This window comes from Litorerythrobacter xanthomarinus (genome assembly GCF_046254955.1).
Lineage (GTDB): Bacteria > Pseudomonadota > Alphaproteobacteria > Sphingomonadales > Sphingomonadaceae > Qipengyuania_C.
In genome coordinates, this window is record NZ_JBJXRG010000003.1 from 83,228 (window position 1) to 100,118 (window position 16,891).

13 protein-coding genes are annotated in these 16,891 nt (G+C 60.4%); 5 read left to right on the forward strand and 8 right to left on the reverse strand.

Annotated elements, in window-relative coordinates:
* Positions 1-4 precede the first annotated feature (4 nt).
* The 4 genes from ACEWMW_RS13910 to ACEWMW_RS13925 form a co-directional block, all read right to left on the reverse strand.
* Complete coding sequence (locus ACEWMW_RS13910; RefSeq protein WP_409414554.1) at positions 5-679, reverse strand: nitroreductase; 675 nt, start codon at positions 677-679, stop codon at positions 5-7.
* Positions 679-2,505, reverse strand: coding sequence for a cobaltochelatase subunit CobT (cobT, locus tag ACEWMW_RS13915; protein WP_409414555.1), 1,827 nt, complete (start codon positions 2,503-2,505; stop codon positions 679-681). Before cobT ends, ACEWMW_RS13910 begins: the two co-directional genes overlap by 1 nt.
* A 19-nt stretch (positions 2,506-2,524) precedes the next feature.
* A complete protein-coding gene (gene fsa, locus ACEWMW_RS13920; RefSeq protein WP_409414556.1) occupies positions 2,525-3,178 on the reverse strand; it encodes a fructose-6-phosphate aldolase in 654 nt (217 codons plus the stop codon).
* 82 nt (positions 3,179-3,260) lie between these two features.
* Positions 3,261-3,953 carry a DUF4197 domain-containing protein gene (locus ACEWMW_RS13925; RefSeq protein WP_409414557.1) on the reverse strand — a complete coding sequence of 231 codons (693 nt, stop codon included), beginning with the start codon at positions 3,951-3,953 and terminating at the stop codon, positions 3,261-3,263.
* 56 nt (positions 3,954-4,009) lie between these two features.
* Between ACEWMW_RS13925 and ACEWMW_RS13930 the strand changes: the two genes are divergently transcribed.
* The 4 genes from ACEWMW_RS13930 to ACEWMW_RS13945 all read left to right on the forward strand — a co-directional run bounded on the left by ACEWMW_RS13930 (position 4,010) and on the right by ACEWMW_RS13945 (position 10,173).
* Positions 4,010-6,187, forward strand: a complete 2,178-nt coding sequence (locus tag ACEWMW_RS13930) for a primosomal protein N' (RefSeq protein ID WP_409414558.1) — start codon at positions 4,010-4,012, stop codon at positions 6,185-6,187.
* A gap of 183 nt (positions 6,188-6,370) precedes the next feature.
* A complete protein-coding gene (locus ACEWMW_RS13935) occupies positions 6,371-7,858 on the forward strand; it encodes a tetratricopeptide repeat protein (RefSeq protein WP_409414559.1) in 1,488 nt (495 codons plus the stop codon).
* A gap of 80 nt (positions 7,859-7,938) precedes the next feature.
* Entirely contained in the window at positions 7,939-8,571 is a 633-nt protein-coding gene (locus tag ACEWMW_RS13940; RefSeq protein ID WP_409414560.1) for a glutathione S-transferase family protein, read from the forward strand.
* Positions 8,572-8,607: 36 nt separating this feature from the next.
* The gene (locus tag ACEWMW_RS13945; RefSeq protein WP_409414561.1) at positions 8,608-10,173 is read left to right on the forward strand and encodes a cryptochrome/photolyase family protein; all 1,566 of its coding nucleotides are present in this window, start codon (positions 8,608-8,610) and stop codon (positions 10,171-10,173) included.
* Here the strand turns inward: ACEWMW_RS13945 and ACEWMW_RS13950 are convergent.
* From ACEWMW_RS13950 to ada, 3 genes are all read right to left on the reverse strand, one after another.
* Positions 10,167-11,063 carry a CPBP family intramembrane glutamic endopeptidase gene (locus ACEWMW_RS13950; protein ID WP_409414562.1) on the reverse strand — a complete coding sequence of 299 codons (897 nt, stop codon included), beginning with the start codon at positions 11,061-11,063 and terminating at the stop codon, positions 10,167-10,169. The two genes, ACEWMW_RS13945 and ACEWMW_RS13950, sit on opposite strands and share 7 nt — an antisense overlap.
* A gap of 74 nt (positions 11,064-11,137) precedes the next feature.
* A complete protein-coding gene (gene asnB, locus ACEWMW_RS13955; RefSeq protein WP_409414563.1) occupies positions 11,138-13,060 on the reverse strand; it encodes an asparagine synthase (glutamine-hydrolyzing) in 1,923 nt (640 codons plus the stop codon).
* A gap of 98 nt (positions 13,061-13,158) precedes the next feature.
* Entirely contained in the window at positions 13,159-14,193 is a 1,035-nt protein-coding gene (gene ada / locus ACEWMW_RS13960) for a bifunctional DNA-binding transcriptional regulator/O6-methylguanine-DNA methyltransferase Ada (RefSeq protein ID WP_409414564.1), read from the reverse strand.
* Positions 14,194-14,273: 80 nt separating this feature from the next.
* Here ada and ACEWMW_RS13965 point away from each other — a divergent pair, with 80 nt between their 5' ends.
* On the forward strand, positions 14,274-15,869 hold the full coding sequence (locus ACEWMW_RS13965) for a S1C family serine protease (RefSeq protein WP_409414565.1): 1,596 nt from the start codon (positions 14,274-14,276) through the stop codon (positions 15,867-15,869).
* Positions 15,870-15,874: 5 nt separating this feature from the next.
* On the opposite strand, the gene ACEWMW_RS13970 is transcribed toward ACEWMW_RS13965, so the two are convergent.
* Positions 15,875-16,702: a TauD/TfdA dioxygenase family protein gene (locus ACEWMW_RS13970; protein WP_409414566.1), complete on the reverse strand. Its 828-nt coding sequence runs from the start codon at positions 16,700-16,702 to the stop codon at positions 15,875-15,877.
* Between the last annotated feature and the right edge of the window lie 189 nt (positions 16,703-16,891).

Sequence of the window (16,891 nt, forward strand, 5' to 3'; positions counted from 1 at the left end):
GAGGTCAATCCCACCCTTCCCAGCTGATCGATTCCTCCAGCGGTGCGCGCGGCACATGGAAGGTGTTCACCGGCGCATCGGCATCGCGAAAGCCAATCCCAATGCCGCAGAAAAACACGTGATCTTCGGGAATGTCGACCGCCTTGCGCACCGGCTCGCCGAATGCCGCCCAGGCTTCCTGCGGACAGGTGTCGAGCCCTTCCTCGCGCGCCAGCAGCATGATCGTCTGCAACCACATGCCGATGTCCGACCATTGCGGCGGACCCATGTAGCGCGGCGTGTGGACCAGCATAAGCACCGGCGCACCGAAGGCGCGGAAGTTGTTGGCGAACCACATCAGGCGCTGCGCCTTGTCCTCGCGTGGGATTTCGAGAGCGCCGTACATCGTCTCGCCGACATTGACGCGGCGCTCCTCGTAAATGCCATCGAGTCCCTTGGGGTAGATATCGTATTCCGGCGTCATCCCGGCGCGGCCCTGCGGCACGACCTTGCCGACTTCTGCGAAAAGGCGCTGGAGCGGCTCGCCGGTCAGCACCTTGGCGTTCCACGGCTGGACATTGCCGCCCGATGGCGCGCGCTGCGCAGTCTGCAGGATACGCTCGATCACTGCGCGCTCGACCGGCTTGTCCAAGAAAGCGCGGACGGTGCGGCGCGTTTCTACGGCTTCGGATACGTTCATCACTTTCCTTCCACCTCGAATAGCGCAGCGAGCTGCTCGATAATCGTCCCACCGAGCTGTTCGACATCCATGATCGTGACCGAGCGCTTGTAATAGCGCGTCACGTCATGCCCGATGCCGATTGCGGCGAGCTGGACAGGCGATTGCTTCTCGATCCACTCGATTACCTTGCGCAAATGGCTTTCGAGATAGCCGGCCGAGTTGACCGAAAGCGTGCTGTCATCCACCGGCGCACCGTCGGAAATCACCATCAGGATGCGGCGATCTTCGGGCCGCGCGAGCAGGCGCGTATGGGCCCATAGCAACGCCTCGCCGTCGATATTCTCTTTGAGAATACCCTCGCGCATCATCAGGCCAAGGTTGCGGCGTGCGCGGCGCCACGGCTCGTCGGCCTTCTTGTAGATGATGTGGCGCAAATCGTTGAGGCGCCCGGGATGCTGCGGCTTGCCATCGGCGAGCCATTTCTCGCGGCTCTGCCCGCCCTTCCATGCGCGCGTGGTGAAGCCGAGGATCTCGGTTTTCACACCGCAGCGCTCGAGCGTGCGCGCAAGGATATCGGCGCTGATCGCGGCGATGCTGATCGGACGACCGCGCATCGAGCCCGAATTATCGATCAGCAAGGTGACGATGGTGTCCTTGAATTCCTGGTCACGTTCGATCTTGTAACTCAGCGAATGACCCGGGCTGATTACCACGCGGGCGAGACGCGCGGCATCGAGAAGGCCTTCTTCCTGGTCAAAATCCCAGGCGCGGTTCTGCTGCGCCATCAAGCGGCGCTGGAGCCGATTGGCGAGACGCGTGACGATGCCTTGCAGCCCGGTGAGCTGGCTGTCGAGATACTGACGCAGGCGGTCCAGTTCCTCATTGTCGCACAATTCCGGCGCTTCGATGACTTCGTCGAAGGCCTCGGTGAAAGCACAGTAATTGAAGTTCTCGGGCAAGTCGGTCCACGGGCGATTGGGGCGGACGGGCATCATGCCTTCTTCGCCCTCGTCGGAGGTATCGCCCTCCTCCATCTCGCCCTCGGCGGTCATGTCGGTATCGGCGTCTCCGTCGGCGTCGCCATCGGCCATGTCACCGGCCATCTCGACCGATTGCGGATCACCTTCGCCGCTGTCCTCGTCGCCTTCGCTGTCGTCCTGATCTTCGCCGTCCTCTTCGTCGCCCTCGTCATTGTCCGAAGCATCGGGCGCGTCGTGCGGCTTGGTCAGATCGAGATGCTGCAGCATGTCGAGCGCGAGGCTCTGGAATGCTTTCTGGTCATCGAGCGACAGGGCGAGCGATTCCATGTCCCCGCCCGCCTTCTCCTCGATCCATTCGCGCACGAGTTCAACGCCCGCTTGCGCGGCATCGGGGATCGGTTGTCCGGTAAGCGCTTCGCGCAACATCAGCGAGAGCGCGGTCTGGACGGGAACATCATCGGCGCTTTGCGCCCGTGCAATCGGATCTGAAGCCGTACGCATCTTCGTGGCGGTATCGAGATTGGTGCGCATGCCGGGAAAATTGTTCGCGCCTAGTGCCTCGTAGCGAACCTGCTCGATTGCATCATAGCAGGCGCGCGCGACCGGCTCCTGCGGCGCAGCTCCCGCATGTAGCACCTCGTCATGGTGGCGCAGCCGCAAGGCGAAACTGTCGGCGAAACCGCGCGCTTCGCTGGCCTGCGCCTTGGGCAACTCACGCCCAGGTAGCGGGACACGGAAATTCTTGCCCGAGGCCGAGGGAGCGTCCGCGCTCCACGCTACCTCCACCTCTGGCTCGCGCGCGATCGCCCGCGCCGTGCCAGTCAGCGCGAGTTTAAAACGGTCGAGAGGTGTTTCGTCGGCCAACCGGCATTCCTTACAGACTTCAGACGATCGATTGCCCGGTCGCTTCCCAGTCCTTGAGGAAACCTTCAATGCCCTTTTCTGTGAGGGTGTGGTTGAAAAGCGCCTTGATGACCTTGGGCGGCGCCGTCATCACGTCGGCTCCGATCTTGGCGCTTTCGAGCACATGGGTGACGTGCCGTACTGAGGCGACGAGGATCTCAGTATCAAACATGTAATTGTCGTAGATCAGCCGGATGTCTTCGATCAGTTCCATCCCGTCGAAGCCATTGTCGTCATGCCGCCCAACGAAGGGCGAGACGAAAGTCGCCCCCGCTTTCGCTGCGAGCAGCGCCTGGTTGGCGGAGAAGCACAGCGTGACGTTGACCATCGTGCCGTCTTCGGTGAGCGCCTTGCAGGTTTTGAGCCCGTCGATCGTCAGCGGGACCTTGATGCAGACATTGTCCGCGATCTTGCGAAGGACTTCAGCCTCTTTCATCATCGTCTCGTGATCGAGCGCGACAACTTCGGCGCTGACGGGACCATCGGTGATGCCGCAAATCTCCTTGGTCACTTCCATGAAATCGCGTCCAGACTTGTGGATCAGCGAAGGATTGGTCGTGACCCCGTCGAGCAGGCCGGTGGCAGCCAGTTCCTTGATGTCATCGATTTCGGCGGTGTCGGCGAAAAATTTCATGGGTCGTGCTCTCCGGATGGGCGATTCCCCATCCGGTTAGCCGAGGGCGGCGTGCGAGGCTAGAGCCGTGGGCCCGCTTTCGTCAGAGACGCGCGCCTGCCCCGAACACGCCAATGATAAGCGGGTCACGGGTTGACGCAGGGTCAGCGCGGATCGCGGCTTCTTCCACCCCGATTTCACGCCAGATCGTATCATCGATATTGCCCGCGACACGGTTGGCCACACTGCCGACTTCCACGCCCGTCAACGTGCCGAGCAACTGTCCGACCAACGGATCGGAAGCCACACGCATCGCAGTGCCCAATTCGGGCACCATCGCGTCGATGAGCCTTGTACCCATCGATCCGCGCAGGAAGCTTGTCGCCGCAGTTGGGCCGCCGCGGACAAGGTCGATGGCGTTGTCAATTCCGATGACGCGTACGGCGTCGGTTACGATCGGTGCCGCGCGCTCGGCCCCTTCGTAGGCGATATCGCCAAATGCATCCTGGAGCCGATCCTTAAACAGGGCGGACGTCAGTATGCGTGACAGGATATCGCCGCGCGTACCCAGGAAGCTACCCAGTCCCAGAGTGGCGACCTGCTGGTCCCAGAAACCGTCACCTGAAAGCATCCGCGCAAAGGCACGGTCGCTCGAAAGGAACAGTATGCGCTGCACGGCATCGATCATCGAAAACCCGCCCAGGCTCGAACAGGCCGGCAGCGTCAGAATACTGCTGGCGACGATACCCGCCATGAATGTGCGGCGGCTGGGAGTGGCATCAATCAAATCGGACATTTCTCGTCTCCTCACCTTGCCGCGCCCACACCGCGAGGCCAATACGGATGCAGCCTATGAACCGCGTCCGCCTACTCGTACTCAATGCCGCACTTGGGCCCCTTGATTACAGGGTTCCCGAGGGGGTCGATGTCGCACCGGGCCAAATCGTCATCGCTCCGCTCGGGCCGCGCCAGGTGACGGGCATTGTCTGGGAGGAAGAACGCCTGCCGACTGCGCCGGTTCCGGACGCCAAACTGCGCCCACTGCTGCAGGTGATCGATGTCCCTCCGCTGAAAGCGGAGCTGCGGCGCCTGATCGAATGGACCGCCGACTATTACTGCGCTCCGCTGGCTTCGGTCGCACGCATGGCGTTGTCATCGGGCGGCGCGCTGGGCGGACCGACCACGACTATCGAGTATCGCCTGTCAGGCGGAATGCCCGAGCGTATGACACCCAAGCGCGAGCTCGCCATTGCCGCGCTCGAAAGTGAGCAAGCGACGATCCGCGAACTTGCCGGAATCGCGGGCGTGTCTGAAGGCGTGCTGCGCGGGCTGACCAACCAGGGCGTGCTCGAGCCGGTCGAAGTCGAGATCGACCGGCCCTATCCCGAAGCAGATCCGGGCTACGATAAGCCCGATCTGTCGGCGGATCAGAAGAAAGTTTCCGAGCGACTAATCGAGGCGGTGGAAGCGCGCGCATTCGCGCCATTCCTGCTTGATGGAGTGACCGGATCGGGCAAGACCGAAACCTATTTCGAACCAATAGCAACGGCTCTCAAGTCTGGCCGGCAAGTGCTTGTCCTGCTGCCGGAAATCGCCCTGACCGAAGCTTTTCTCAAGCGCTTCGAGGATCGCTTCGGCGTGCCGCCCGTCTTGTGGCACAGTTCGCTCAAATCGACCGAACGCAGGCGGGCGTGGCGTGCTATCGCCAACGGTCCCGAGAACGGCGGCGCGCAGGTGGTCGTCGGTGCGCGTTCGGCACTGTTCCTGCCCTATGCGAAGCTTGGGCTGATCGTTGTCGACGAAGCACACGAAGTTAGTTTCAAGCAGGGTGACGGCGTGCGCTACAACGCGCGCGATGTTGCGGTGATGCGCGCGCATTTCGAACAGATTCCAGTCGTATTGGCCAGCGCCACGCCCGCACTGGAGAGCCTGCAGATGGCCCAATCCGGCACCTACGAAAGGCTCGAGCTGGCGAGCCGGTTCGGCGGTGCCGAGCTGCCCGAGATCCGCACCGTCGACCTCACCGAGCATCCGCCCGAACGCCAGCATTGGCTCGCCCCGCCGCTGGTCGAAGCGCTGGAGGAGCGGCTGGAACGCGGCGAGCAATCGCTCCTCTTCCTCAACCGGCGCGGCTATGCGCCGCTGACCTTGTGCCGCAATTGTGGGTTCCGGTTCCAATGCCCGAACTGCAGCGCGTGGCTGGTCGAGCATCGCTTTTCTGCGCGGCTGGCCTGCCACCATTGTGGCCACGAGACGGGCGCACCCGAAACCTGCCCCGAATGCGGCGAGCCCGATTGCCTGGTAGCATGCGGACCGGGGGTCGAACGGATCGCCGATGAAGTGGCCGAGCGTTTCCCCGAAGCTCGCACCGTGATCGCCACCAGCGATACGCTCAATTCGCCCGGGCGAGCGAGCGAGTTCGTTGCACAAGTCGAAGCTGGCGCGGTCGATGTGATCGTCGGCACGCAACTCGTAACCAAGGGCTTCCATTTTCCCGAGCTCACCTTGGTGGGCGTGGTCGATGCAGACCTCGGTCTTGAGGGCGGAGACCTGCGCGCGGCCGAACGCACCTTCCAGCAGATCGCGCAAGTCGCCGGACGCGCCGGGCGCGCATCGAAGCCCGGCGAGGTACTGATCCAGACTCGCCATCCAGCCGCACCGGTGATCGAAGCGCTCGCCAGCGGCGACCGCGATGCCTTCTACGAAACCGAGACTGAATTGCGCCGGCAAGCAGGTGCGCCCCCGTTCGGACGCTGGGCAGCCATAATCGTCTCATCCGAAGATGAAGCCGAAGCGCGTGAGGCCGCTCGCCGGATTGGCGATACACGGCCCAAACTTCCGGACATCGCGATTTACGGCCCGGCGCCTGCGCCGCTGGCGATGCTGCGCGGGCGCTATCGCTATCGACTATTGGTCAGCGCGCGCCGCAGTGCCAATATGCAGGAGGTGCTGCGCCGATGGATCGGCGCGGTCGATCACCCCAATGGCGTGCGCGTCGGGATCGATGTCGATCCCTATAGCTTTGTTTAAGGACGCTCTTCACATTCCAGCAATCTGCGCGTAGCTATCGCCCCCTTCGATTCTCGACCGGGACTTCGGGAATCACCTAATCCAAAGATTTTTTACGTTTTCGGGAAGCAAGCAATGCGTATTTTTTTCGCTGTGGCAGCGATAATTCTGGGCTCCACTTCTGTCAGTGCGTCCGAATGGTCCGTGGCAACCACCGATCACATGATGGTTTATTCAGACCAATCACCTGAGGAGACAAAGCGATTTGCGATCGAACTTGAGAGATTCGATGAAGCGATGCGCTTTATGCAGGGTATCGAGCAAGACAAGGCTACCATGCCGGAATCAGCCAAACTGCGGGTCTTTTACTATGGCGATACCGACGATATCGGTCGGCTGGCAGGCTTTTATGGTGTGGCAGGCTTCTTCATTCCCCGCGCGGGCAGATCAGTCGCCTTTGCTCCCGTAAAAAGCGCACGCTCGCGGGGCAGTATTGGAGTGCGCGAGAAGCGCAAGGACCTGAAACCGGAAGTGATCCTATTCCACGAATATGCGCATTATTTCATGTACCAGCATGCCGCAGCCGCATATCCAGCCTGGTATCGCGAAGGCTTTGCCGAGGTTTATGGCACCCTCCAGTTGAAAGACGACGGATTTGTTCTTGGCGCGCCAGCCAAGCACCGTTCGGACATTCTGCAATACCTCAGTTCTTTCCCTGTGAGCCGCCTGCTCAATCCACCTGAGGAACTTCGCGGACGGGATGTCATGCAAAGATACGGGATGGGTTGGCTATTGACCCACTACCTTACTTTTTCAAAGGAGCGCAGAGGACAGCTCAATAAGTACTTCGAGCTGCTCAACTCGGGCGCATCCGATCTTGAAGCTGCTGAGGGCGCTTTCGGTGACTTGACCAAGCTCGACCGCGAATTGGACAGTTACCAACGCGGTCGGATTTTTGGCCTCACAATCAAGCACGACGACTACACTCCACCTGAAGCAAGTGTTCGTAGTCTCACTGAAGCGGAGGTTGCCGTACTTCCTCACGCAATCAAGTCGATGCGCGGGGTAACGAAGAAGGAGGCGAAAGATGTCGTTGAATCCGTCCGCCAAGTCGCCCTGCAATATCCAGACAGTGCACCTGTCATGCTTGCCTTGGCAGAAGCTGAATTCGATGCGGAGAACAACGATCTTGCAGAAGCGGCCGCGCTTCGAGTGCTCGAACTCGATGAAAGTTCCACGATGGCTCACATCCACTTGGCTCGTATTGCCAAACGGAGAGCTCAGGAGGACCCCGCACAATTTGCGATAATGCGAGAGCAATACGCCAACGCAATTCGGATCGACCGATTGAACCCTGATGCGCTGCAGGGTTACTATCTCAGCTATCAACTTGCGGGCGAACTTCCTCCTGAAAACGCCTTGATCGCTTTGGAAATGGCGTATGACTACGCGCCTTTCGATCATGATATCAGAACCACGCTTGCCCATCTTCTCTTAACCGAAGATCGCGAAAGAGAAGCCGTACTGATCCTTAGTCCGATCGTTAACGATCCCCATGCCGGTGATCGAGGCGAAGAAATTGGCGAACTCGTGGAGAAGATTCAGGATGGTGACAAAGCCGAAGCGCTAGTCGAACTGGCACCTAAGCTTGTCCCGGAAGATGAAGAAGACAGAGAAGACGAGGACACGTGATCGGGAGCTTCCCATCACACATGGGCTGTCCATGAAAGGCAGCCGACCAACGCAGAATGCCGAACTGAACGGAGAATCCCATGCTCACTGTCCATCACCTGCGCATCTCGCAATCTGAACGTATCGTCTGGCTGTGCGAGGAACTGGGGCTGGACTACGAGCTGAAGCTCTACAATCGCGATCCTGAGACGCGGCTCGCTCCGCCAGAGCTGAAGGCGCTGCATCCGATGGAAATAGCCCCGCTGATCGAGGATGGTGATGTGTTGCTAGGCGAAAGCGGCGCTATCGTCGAATACATCGTCGGCAAATATGCGCCGGACACCGATCTGGTCCCTGGTCCAGACCATCCCGATTTCGCCGATCATCTCTATTGGTTCCACTTCGCTAATGCGACTTTCATGACCAATGGCATGATGCAAATCGCCGTCGGCGCGGTAGAGGCGGAAATGCCGCCATCGCTGGCAAAGCGCGTCACCAATGCCTGGGCGCAGATCGAACGCCGCCTTGGCGAAGCCGACTACTTCGGCGGTTCGCAGTTGACCACGGCTGATATCATGATGGTGTTCCAGCTCACCACGAGCCGCGCCTTCAACAACATGACGATCGACCACCTGCCGAACCTTAAGGCCTACCTGCAACGCATCGGCGAACGCGATGCCTACGAACGCGCGATGGCCAAGGCTGAACCGGGATTCCCGCCGAAGCTCGACTGAGCGGAGCTTTAGCGCGCTTCGCGCATTGATAGGGCAATGTCAGGCGGCCCGATCCTCGTACCTATTCTCGGCGACCAGCTGACGCGTAATTTGGCGTCACTGCGCGGCCGGACGAAAGACGATACCGTCATCCTCATGATGGAGGTCTGGGACGAGGCGACTTACGTCAAACATCACAAGCAGAAGATCGTCCTGATCTTCTCTGCCATGCGTCATTTTGCCGCAGAACTGGAAGATGCGGACTGGAATGTCGACTACGTCAGGCTGACAGATAAGGACAATGCAGGCAGCTTCACCGGCGAAGTTGCGCGCGCGGTCGAGCGCCACGATCCCCGCGCGATCTATGTCGTCGAAGCGGGCGAGTGGCGCGTGCAGCAAGCGATTGAGGAATGGCCCGACAAATTTGCCTGCGAGGTCGAAATCCTCAGCGATGATCGATTCATCTGCTCCACCGCCGAATTCCGGAACTGGGCAGAGGGCCGCAAGACACTGCGGATGGAAAATTTCTATCGCGAGATGCGCAAGAAGACGGGCTTGCTGATGGCCGATGACGGCAATCCGGAAGGCGGCGAGTGGAATTACGACAAGCAGAACCGCGAACCGCCCAGCGACGAGATGGACGCGCCGGGTCGTCCCCTGTTTGCACCCGATGATATCACGCAGGAATGCATCGACCTTGTCGAAGAGAAATTCGGCGGCCACTTCGGATCGCTGGAAAACTTCGGCTGGCCGGTCATGCGCAACCAGGCGGAAGAGGCCGCCGATGCCTTCTTTGCCGAGCGGATCGAGAAATTCGGCCCCTATCAGGATGCGATGGTCCACGGGCAGGACGATCTCTACCACTCGATGCTTTCGACCAGCATCAATCTGGGATTGCTCGATCCGCTGGAGCTTTGCCAACGTGCGGAGAAAGCCTACGCGGATGGCAAGGCGCCGCTCAATTCGGTCGAAGGTTTCATCCGCCAGATCATCGGCTGGCGCGAATATGTCCGCGGGTTCTACTGGCATTTCATGCCGGAGTTACAGAGCCGCAACGCGCTCAATGCCCAGCGCGGCTTGCCCGACTTCTATTGGACCGGCGAAACCGACATGCGCTGCATGGCGGACTGCATCCGCACCACTCGTGACAACGCCCATGCGCACCATATCCAGCGCCTGATGGTGCTGGGCAATTTCGCACTGCTTGCGGGGATCAATCCGCGCGATGTGCAGGATTGGTACCTGGCGGTCTACGCCGACGCCTATGAGTGGGTCGAGCTGCCCAACGTATCGGCAATGATCCTCTATGCCGATGGCGGCAAGCTGGCGACCAAACCCTATGCCGCGAGTGGAAATTACATCAACAAGATGTCGAACTACTGCAAGGAATGCCGCTACTCTGTCAGCAAGAAGACCGGTGAAGGTTCCTGCCCCTTCAATTCGCTATACTGGCACTTCATGGATCGGCACCGCGACAAGCTGGAAAGCAATCACCGGATCGGCAGGATCTATTCGACCTGGGACCGGATGGATGCGAGCAAGCGGCAGGATTACCGCGATACAGCCGAAGCGTTTCTCGAAACGCTCACGCCGGCAAGCAAGGATTGGGCGCGCAATCAGTAGGCGGTGATCGGATTGCCCTTTCGGCTCCACATCGGCTTGACGATCCGACCCGCCCGCGCGGCCCTTACCAGCATCCAGATTCCTGCGCCCGTCGCCACGACAAGCGCGAATATCGTCGCCTCAAGTCCAAAGCCGCCACCGGCCAGCACTTCCGGCCCCTCCAGCCGCGCCTGGACCAGTCCGTCGACGTCGTTGCCAGATATCGGGACATCCCACAGGCCCTGGATCACATTCCAGCCGGCATGCAGCCCGATCGCCAGCCACAGGTTGCGCGTCAGCATATAGGCCGCGCCAAGCAGGATCCCGGCTTCGATGGAAATGGCGAGCGATGAGAAGAAGGTCGCGTTGTCGTTGCCGGCATGGAGGAAGCCAAACATCAGCGAAGACAACGCGAGCGCAATCCAGCTGCCGAGCATTTCCTCAAGCCAGCGGAACACGATCCCCCTGAGCAACAGTTCCTCGAAGAAGCCGGCGTAAATCCCGGCTACGAAGACGATCATGACAAGATCGGTGCCCTGCCCCTCGCCACTAATCGTGTAGACTCCAGTCAAGGCTGCAAGCCCGACGCAGATCGAGATCAGCACCCCGCCGCCCGCAAAACCAAGCGCGGTGTCCTTCAGCGCCGGGCCAAAGGGCAAGTCGTCATGCTTCTTCGCGCCCAGCTTGCGAATCGCCAGCTTGTAGACGGCGATCGATAGGACCACGATCCCGATCGACGATATGATCGTCGGCCAAGGCTCCGCGATCTTGGGCTGAAGCAGTTGCGCATTGAAGACGGAAACTGCCGCCGCGCAAAGCATTGCCAGGACCAACGCAACGATCAGCGCAACCAACGGAAATTCCCAGATCTTTCGCCAGAACGAACGCTGCGGAGCGGGTTGGTCGGTCATTCAGTACTCTCCTTGGCGGCACTCGCCGCAGCGACTTTCATGCTGGCCTGATAGTCAAGAATGGGGCCGCTTGCCTAGCCGCCCTGCGTCATCCCGAATCGATCCTGCATGTGGATCATGCAGGCTGCGCGGATGAGCGCGGCCTCCACACCCACCTTCCTATCAACTGGCAGATCGTCGAGCGTTTCGATCAGATCGCCGATCCTGCGATGGTCGAAGATCGGCTGGTCCTTGGCCGCTTCGGACGCAAAACTGTCGCGCAGAAAACCGATCAAGGGATCGTTCGTGTCCTTCGCTGGCGCTGACATGAAGGGATGCTTCTGCCGATCATAGACTTCCGGGATGAGAACATCCTTGGTCGCCTCGCGCAGCACATGTTTCTCGCGAATGCCCTTGATCTTCATATCGAGCGGAATGTGCGCGGCATTCTCGGCCACATGGTGATCGAGGAAAGGCACGCGGCCCTCGATCGAATGCGCCATCTCCATTCGGTCACCCAGGTAATTGAGGATCATATTGGGCAATGTGACTTTGGCTCCGAAATACAGCGATTGATTGAGCGTGTCCCGCCCATGCAAGCGCTGCCCAAGCGGAAGCCGGTCGAGCGCCCTTTCGAACAGGATCTTGTCGCCAATACTCTCAAGGAGCGAATCCCGATAGAATTCGGTTCCGGCGGCTAACCCGGCGCTCGAAATCATTGTCGCCGAAATCCAGCCGAAACGATCTTCCAACATCTTCGCAACCGGGCTTGCGCTTGCGTCAGGCAGCATGATCGCCCGGCTTGACGGGTTCGCGGCGAAGATTTCATCAAAAATTGCAGCCTTCTGATCTTCGCTGAGGCTGGCATTTCCCCTTATCGCGTCGACGCGAAAGAACGGATACCCGCCGAGCATCTCGTCGGCCCCCTCGCCCGTGAAGACCACCTTGACGCCCGCATCACGCACATTCTTGCTGAGCAGGAATTTGGAGATTGCGTGCCCGTTGAAGAACGCGGTTTCACTGTGCCAGACTGCATCCGAAAACGAATCCGCCAGATCACGTCCGGTGATCGGGATCGGATTGTATTCGGCTCCGATCATCTTTGCCTGGGCCTTGGCGATGTCCGCTTCGTTGTAGAGCGCGTCCTCGAAAGTCAGCGTAAAGGCCCGGATCGGGCGGTCCATATGCTTTTGCGCCAGCCCCAGCACGGCGCAGGAGTCGATGCCGCCGCTCAGGTAACAGGCAACCTCGACATCGGCGACCTGGCGTTCCGAGACGGCATTCAGCAGCACTTCGCGAAACTGGGCCGTGACCTCTTCTTCGCTGCGCGTGTCTTCGCGCAAGTCTTCAGAGGTGGGAAGTTCCCAATCCCAATAGGTTTGGACCTGCGTCTCACCATTCCTTGCGATCACATAACATCCGGGCGGAACCGATTTAATCCCGGCGAAATAGGTCTCGTCATTGGGGTGCGCCAAACCGGCTGCGGCAGCAGTCCAGTCCCAACTGGCAGGAACTCCTAGAGCGAGCAGCGCCTTGATTTCCGAGGCGAAGAACACCTCGCCATTGATGTTGGCATAATATAGCGGCTTGATCCCGAACCGGTCGCGGATGCCAATCATTTCTCCCGAGCGCTGATCGGCCAGGACGATCGCAAACTCGCCGCGCAGATACGGCATCATCGACATGCCCATGCGGCGAAACAGGTGCAGCGCAATCTCGCTGTCGCTGTCAGTCTGGAATTTGTAGCCTTTCGACCGCAGGTCGTCGCGGATTGCGCGATAGCCGTAAAATTCCCCGTTTACGACCATGTGGAGCGCACTGTCGGCGCTGGACATCGGCTGGTCGCCATTATTCAAACCAATGATCGAAAGCCGGGTGTGACCCAAGGTTTGCAATTTGTCTTGTGAGGTCCAGGTACCATTGCCGTCGGGACCGCGGTGATAGAGCGATGCGAGAGCTGCCTCGACCTTGCTTTGGGGTAATGGACCATTGGTCCAAGCCGCGAAAATCCCGCACATATCGATCCCCCCACCAAGGCGCGAGTGACACATAACGGGCGTCACAGTCGCGATTGAATGAGGCTATGGGAATGAGCGTGACCTGTCTAGGAAAGCGGTTAGCCTTCCTGCTCGCGCCGCAGCAATTCGGCCTTGATCCTGGGGCCATAGGCATAGCCGCCGAGCGAACCATCGGCCTGAACCACCCGGTGACACGGAATCAGCACCGCGATGTTGTTTGCGCCATTTGCTCCGCCGACCGCACGGCTCGCCTTCGGGTTGCCGAGCGCCGCAGCTAGTTCGCCATAGGAGCGAGTTTCTCCAGCCGGAATTGCCAGCAACGCGTCCCACACCTTTTGCTGGAATGCGGTACCGCGCACGTCGAGCGGAATATCCCACGCACGGCCCGGTGCCTCGACCGCGTCGACAACCTTCTGAAGCAAGCCCGCGAATTCATCTCCGCCCTGCTCCAGTACCGCATTGGGGAAGCGTCGCTCGAGATCTGCGCGATTCTCATTGAACGAGAGACGGCACACGCCCTTCTCGCTCGCTGCGACCAACATTGGCCCAAGGCTCGTTTCAACGATGGCGTAGCTGATCGTCACTCCTGCGCCGCCCTTGGTCCAAGCAGATGGCGTCATGCCCAGTTTCTCCTTTGTGGAATCGTAGAAGCGGCTCGGCGCTTCGAATCCTGATTCATAAATCGCATCGGATACCCGCTCCGCACCTGACAATGCATCACGCGCGCGTTCCTCGCGAAGAGCTCGGGCATAGGCGGCGGGCGAGAGACCAGTGGCGCGTTTGAAGACCCTCTGGAAATGCGTCGGCGAATAGCCGGTAATCGCAGCCAGCTCGTCCAGCGTCGGGCGCCCTTCGGACGCCTTGATTTCCTCGATCGCAGCCAGCACCGCCGCTTCGTCTCGCGCTACATTGTCGGGCATGCAGCGCTTGCAGGCACGCAGACCCGCCTCCCTTGCCTCGCCTCCCGTAGCAAAGAAGCGCACATGCTTTCGTGCCGGATGACGTGCGGCGCAGGACGGGCGGCAATAGATCCCGGTCGAGAGAACGCCTGTGACGAAGCGGCCATCGAAGGCGCGATCGCGCCGCAGCACCGCTGCCCAGGCCTGTTTGGAAGTGATATTGGTGTCCGTCATGCACCGCTCATTAGGTTAATCCGCCGCTCACCGCATCCCGAAGCTTGCGGTCAAAGCGATTGCGGGTCAAATACGCGGCGATGGGCCGCCTGCTTTCCTTTCTGATGCTCCTGCTGATTGCGGGCTTACCGCAAACGGCGAGCGCCGATCCAGCCGATGTCGATGCAGCGGCGCGCGGCGTCGTCCGCGTGGTCATCATCGGGACCGACGGGAATGAAGTCTATCCGGTCAGCCATGGCAGTGGTTTCGCAGTCGCTGCGGACCGGATCATCACCAACGCCCATGTGGTGCGCGAGGCCCTGCTCGACGACACTCTGACGATCGCGGTCGTCCCGTCCGATGGTGACGAGGCTGAATATGCCCGCGCGGTCAGCGTAGATCCGCGCACTGACCTTGCCCTGCTTCAGATTACTGGTGACCTGCGCTTGCCGGCGCTCACCATTGCTGGACGCGTCGATCGCAACAGCGGCGAAGTTTCAGCGGTCGGCTACCCGATGAATGTCGACCGCGCGCAGGGGCTCGAGATCGGCGACATCTTCAAATCACAGCCGCCAGTGAAGAGTATCGGATATCTTGCCGGTTCGCGACCTGCCCGTCAGTTCGATTCGGTGCTCCATACCGCACCGATTGCACGCGGAAACTCGGGCGGGCCGCTGCTGGACGGCTGCGGACGCGTGGTCGGAATAAACAGCTTCGGCGCGGATTCGGATGGGTCGGATGCCGAGTTCTACTTTGCAGTATCGATCCGCGAGCTCCTGCCGTTCCTGCGCAAGAACCAGCTCGAGCCACAGATCAACACCACCCCGTGCCGCAGCCTCGCCGACCTTGATGCGGCCGAGCGCGAGCGGATGCTACGCGAACAGGCCGAAGCGAGGCTGGCGCTGGCTGCGCGAGCCGAAGAGCAGCGCGCGCTGCGCAGCCGCGCCCAGCTCGAAGCCGAATTGGAAGTACAAGGCGAGCGCGAAAACGCAATGGCGCTGGCCTTCCTGCTAATCCTTGTTTCAATCGCCGCTGGATTTGTCGCATGGCAAGCAAGGGTCCGGGTCGTTGCCGACAATGAGGACAGCGCAGCCGAACGCCGGTTGATGATTGCCGGGACGCTTAGCGCACTGGCCCTGGTCGTTGCGCTCGGTCTGTGGTTCACCAGGCCCGGTATAGAAGAGATCGATCGTCGGGTCGCTGCTGCCATGCAACCGGCCGGCGGCGACGAAACTCCGGTCATGGCCGGCCAGGGCGGCGGCACCATGATCTGCACGATCGAGGAATCGCGCAGCCGGATCACCGGAGCGCGCACCGACGATGTCGAATTCGCTTGGGAAGACGGCGGCTGCGTCAATGATCGGACCCAATATGGCATGGTTGCAGGCGACTGGTTGCGCGTCATGGTCCCCGATGATGAAGACGCGGTCTCGGTCAATCGCTACGACCCGCAAACGCGTACCTTCCAGTCCGATCGCTATTTGCTGTCGCGCAGCGAACTCAGCGCCGCGCGGAGCGAACGCGGCAAGTATGAGGCACCCAAATGCGGGATCGACAATGCTGCTGCTCAGCTCGGCGACATGCAATCGGCACTATTGGCGATGCTGCCTCCCCGCCCCAACGAACGCCTTGTCTATAGCTGCGAGGTTCGGGCGGTTGATTCGGGCGTGACCGACCTCGCTACAAGCGGAGACTGACGCCGCTACGCTGCGAGTGCCTCGCCTGACAGCGTGATCCGGTGCATTTCGCGCGCGTAACCATGGTAGTCGTTGAGCGCGAAATGCCAGGTCGAGCGGTTATCCCAGATAGCAACCGTGCTTTCTCGCCATTCGACACGGCACTGGATGTCCTCGCTCATCGCTGCCGCGTAGAGCTCCTGCAGCAAGGGCAAGCTTTCCTCCCGCGTCATGCCTTCGAAATGCACGGTGAAAGCCGGGTTTACATAGAGGAGCTTGCGGCCGGTGCGGGGATGGCTGATGACGACCGGATGCGTGGCCCCGGTCTTGAGTTCCTGGCCGCGAAGCTCGGTACCCTGGTCGGTCTGCGCATAAGCGCCATCAGGAGAGTAGATATGGTCCGCCGTATGAAATGCTCTTAGCGTCGCGACCTTGGCTTTCAATTCGGCCGAAAGCGAATCGTACGCCGCACCCATATGCGCAAACAGGGTATCGCCGCCCTTTGGCGGCAAGGTCCGTGCTACAAGGATCGATCCCATTGCCGGAATCTGGTCATAGGAGTGATCGGTATGCCATCCGCCGCCGATATTGGTTTCCTGATCGGCCTTTTTCCGCACGATCGCGATCTCGGCATATTCGCCATCGAGCGGGAAATAATTGTTCACGTCGATCCCGCCCCAGCGGTGACCCAGTGCGATGTGGTCCTCCGGAGAAAGCTGCTGGTCACGCAGCACCGCGACGCCGTGCTCGTATACCGCCTGCTTGAGCGCAGCGAGCGAATCGCCTTCCAGCTTGGCCAGCTGCACCCCGCCAACTTCAACGCCAATTTTTGAATTGATAGGTGTCAGTTCCATCGGCCTCTCCCACGAATTTCCCTGCTTCTTGCCGCCATATTACGACCAACTGGATATGAGTCCATAGAATCCCCCGCATTCGGGTTGCATCGCAGCATACTGGGTGCTAGGCGCGCGCCAGCTTCGCAGGGGCACTCGTTTTGCCCCATCCGGTCGAGGCGATGCATCGTTATTTTCCGGACCTTTTGA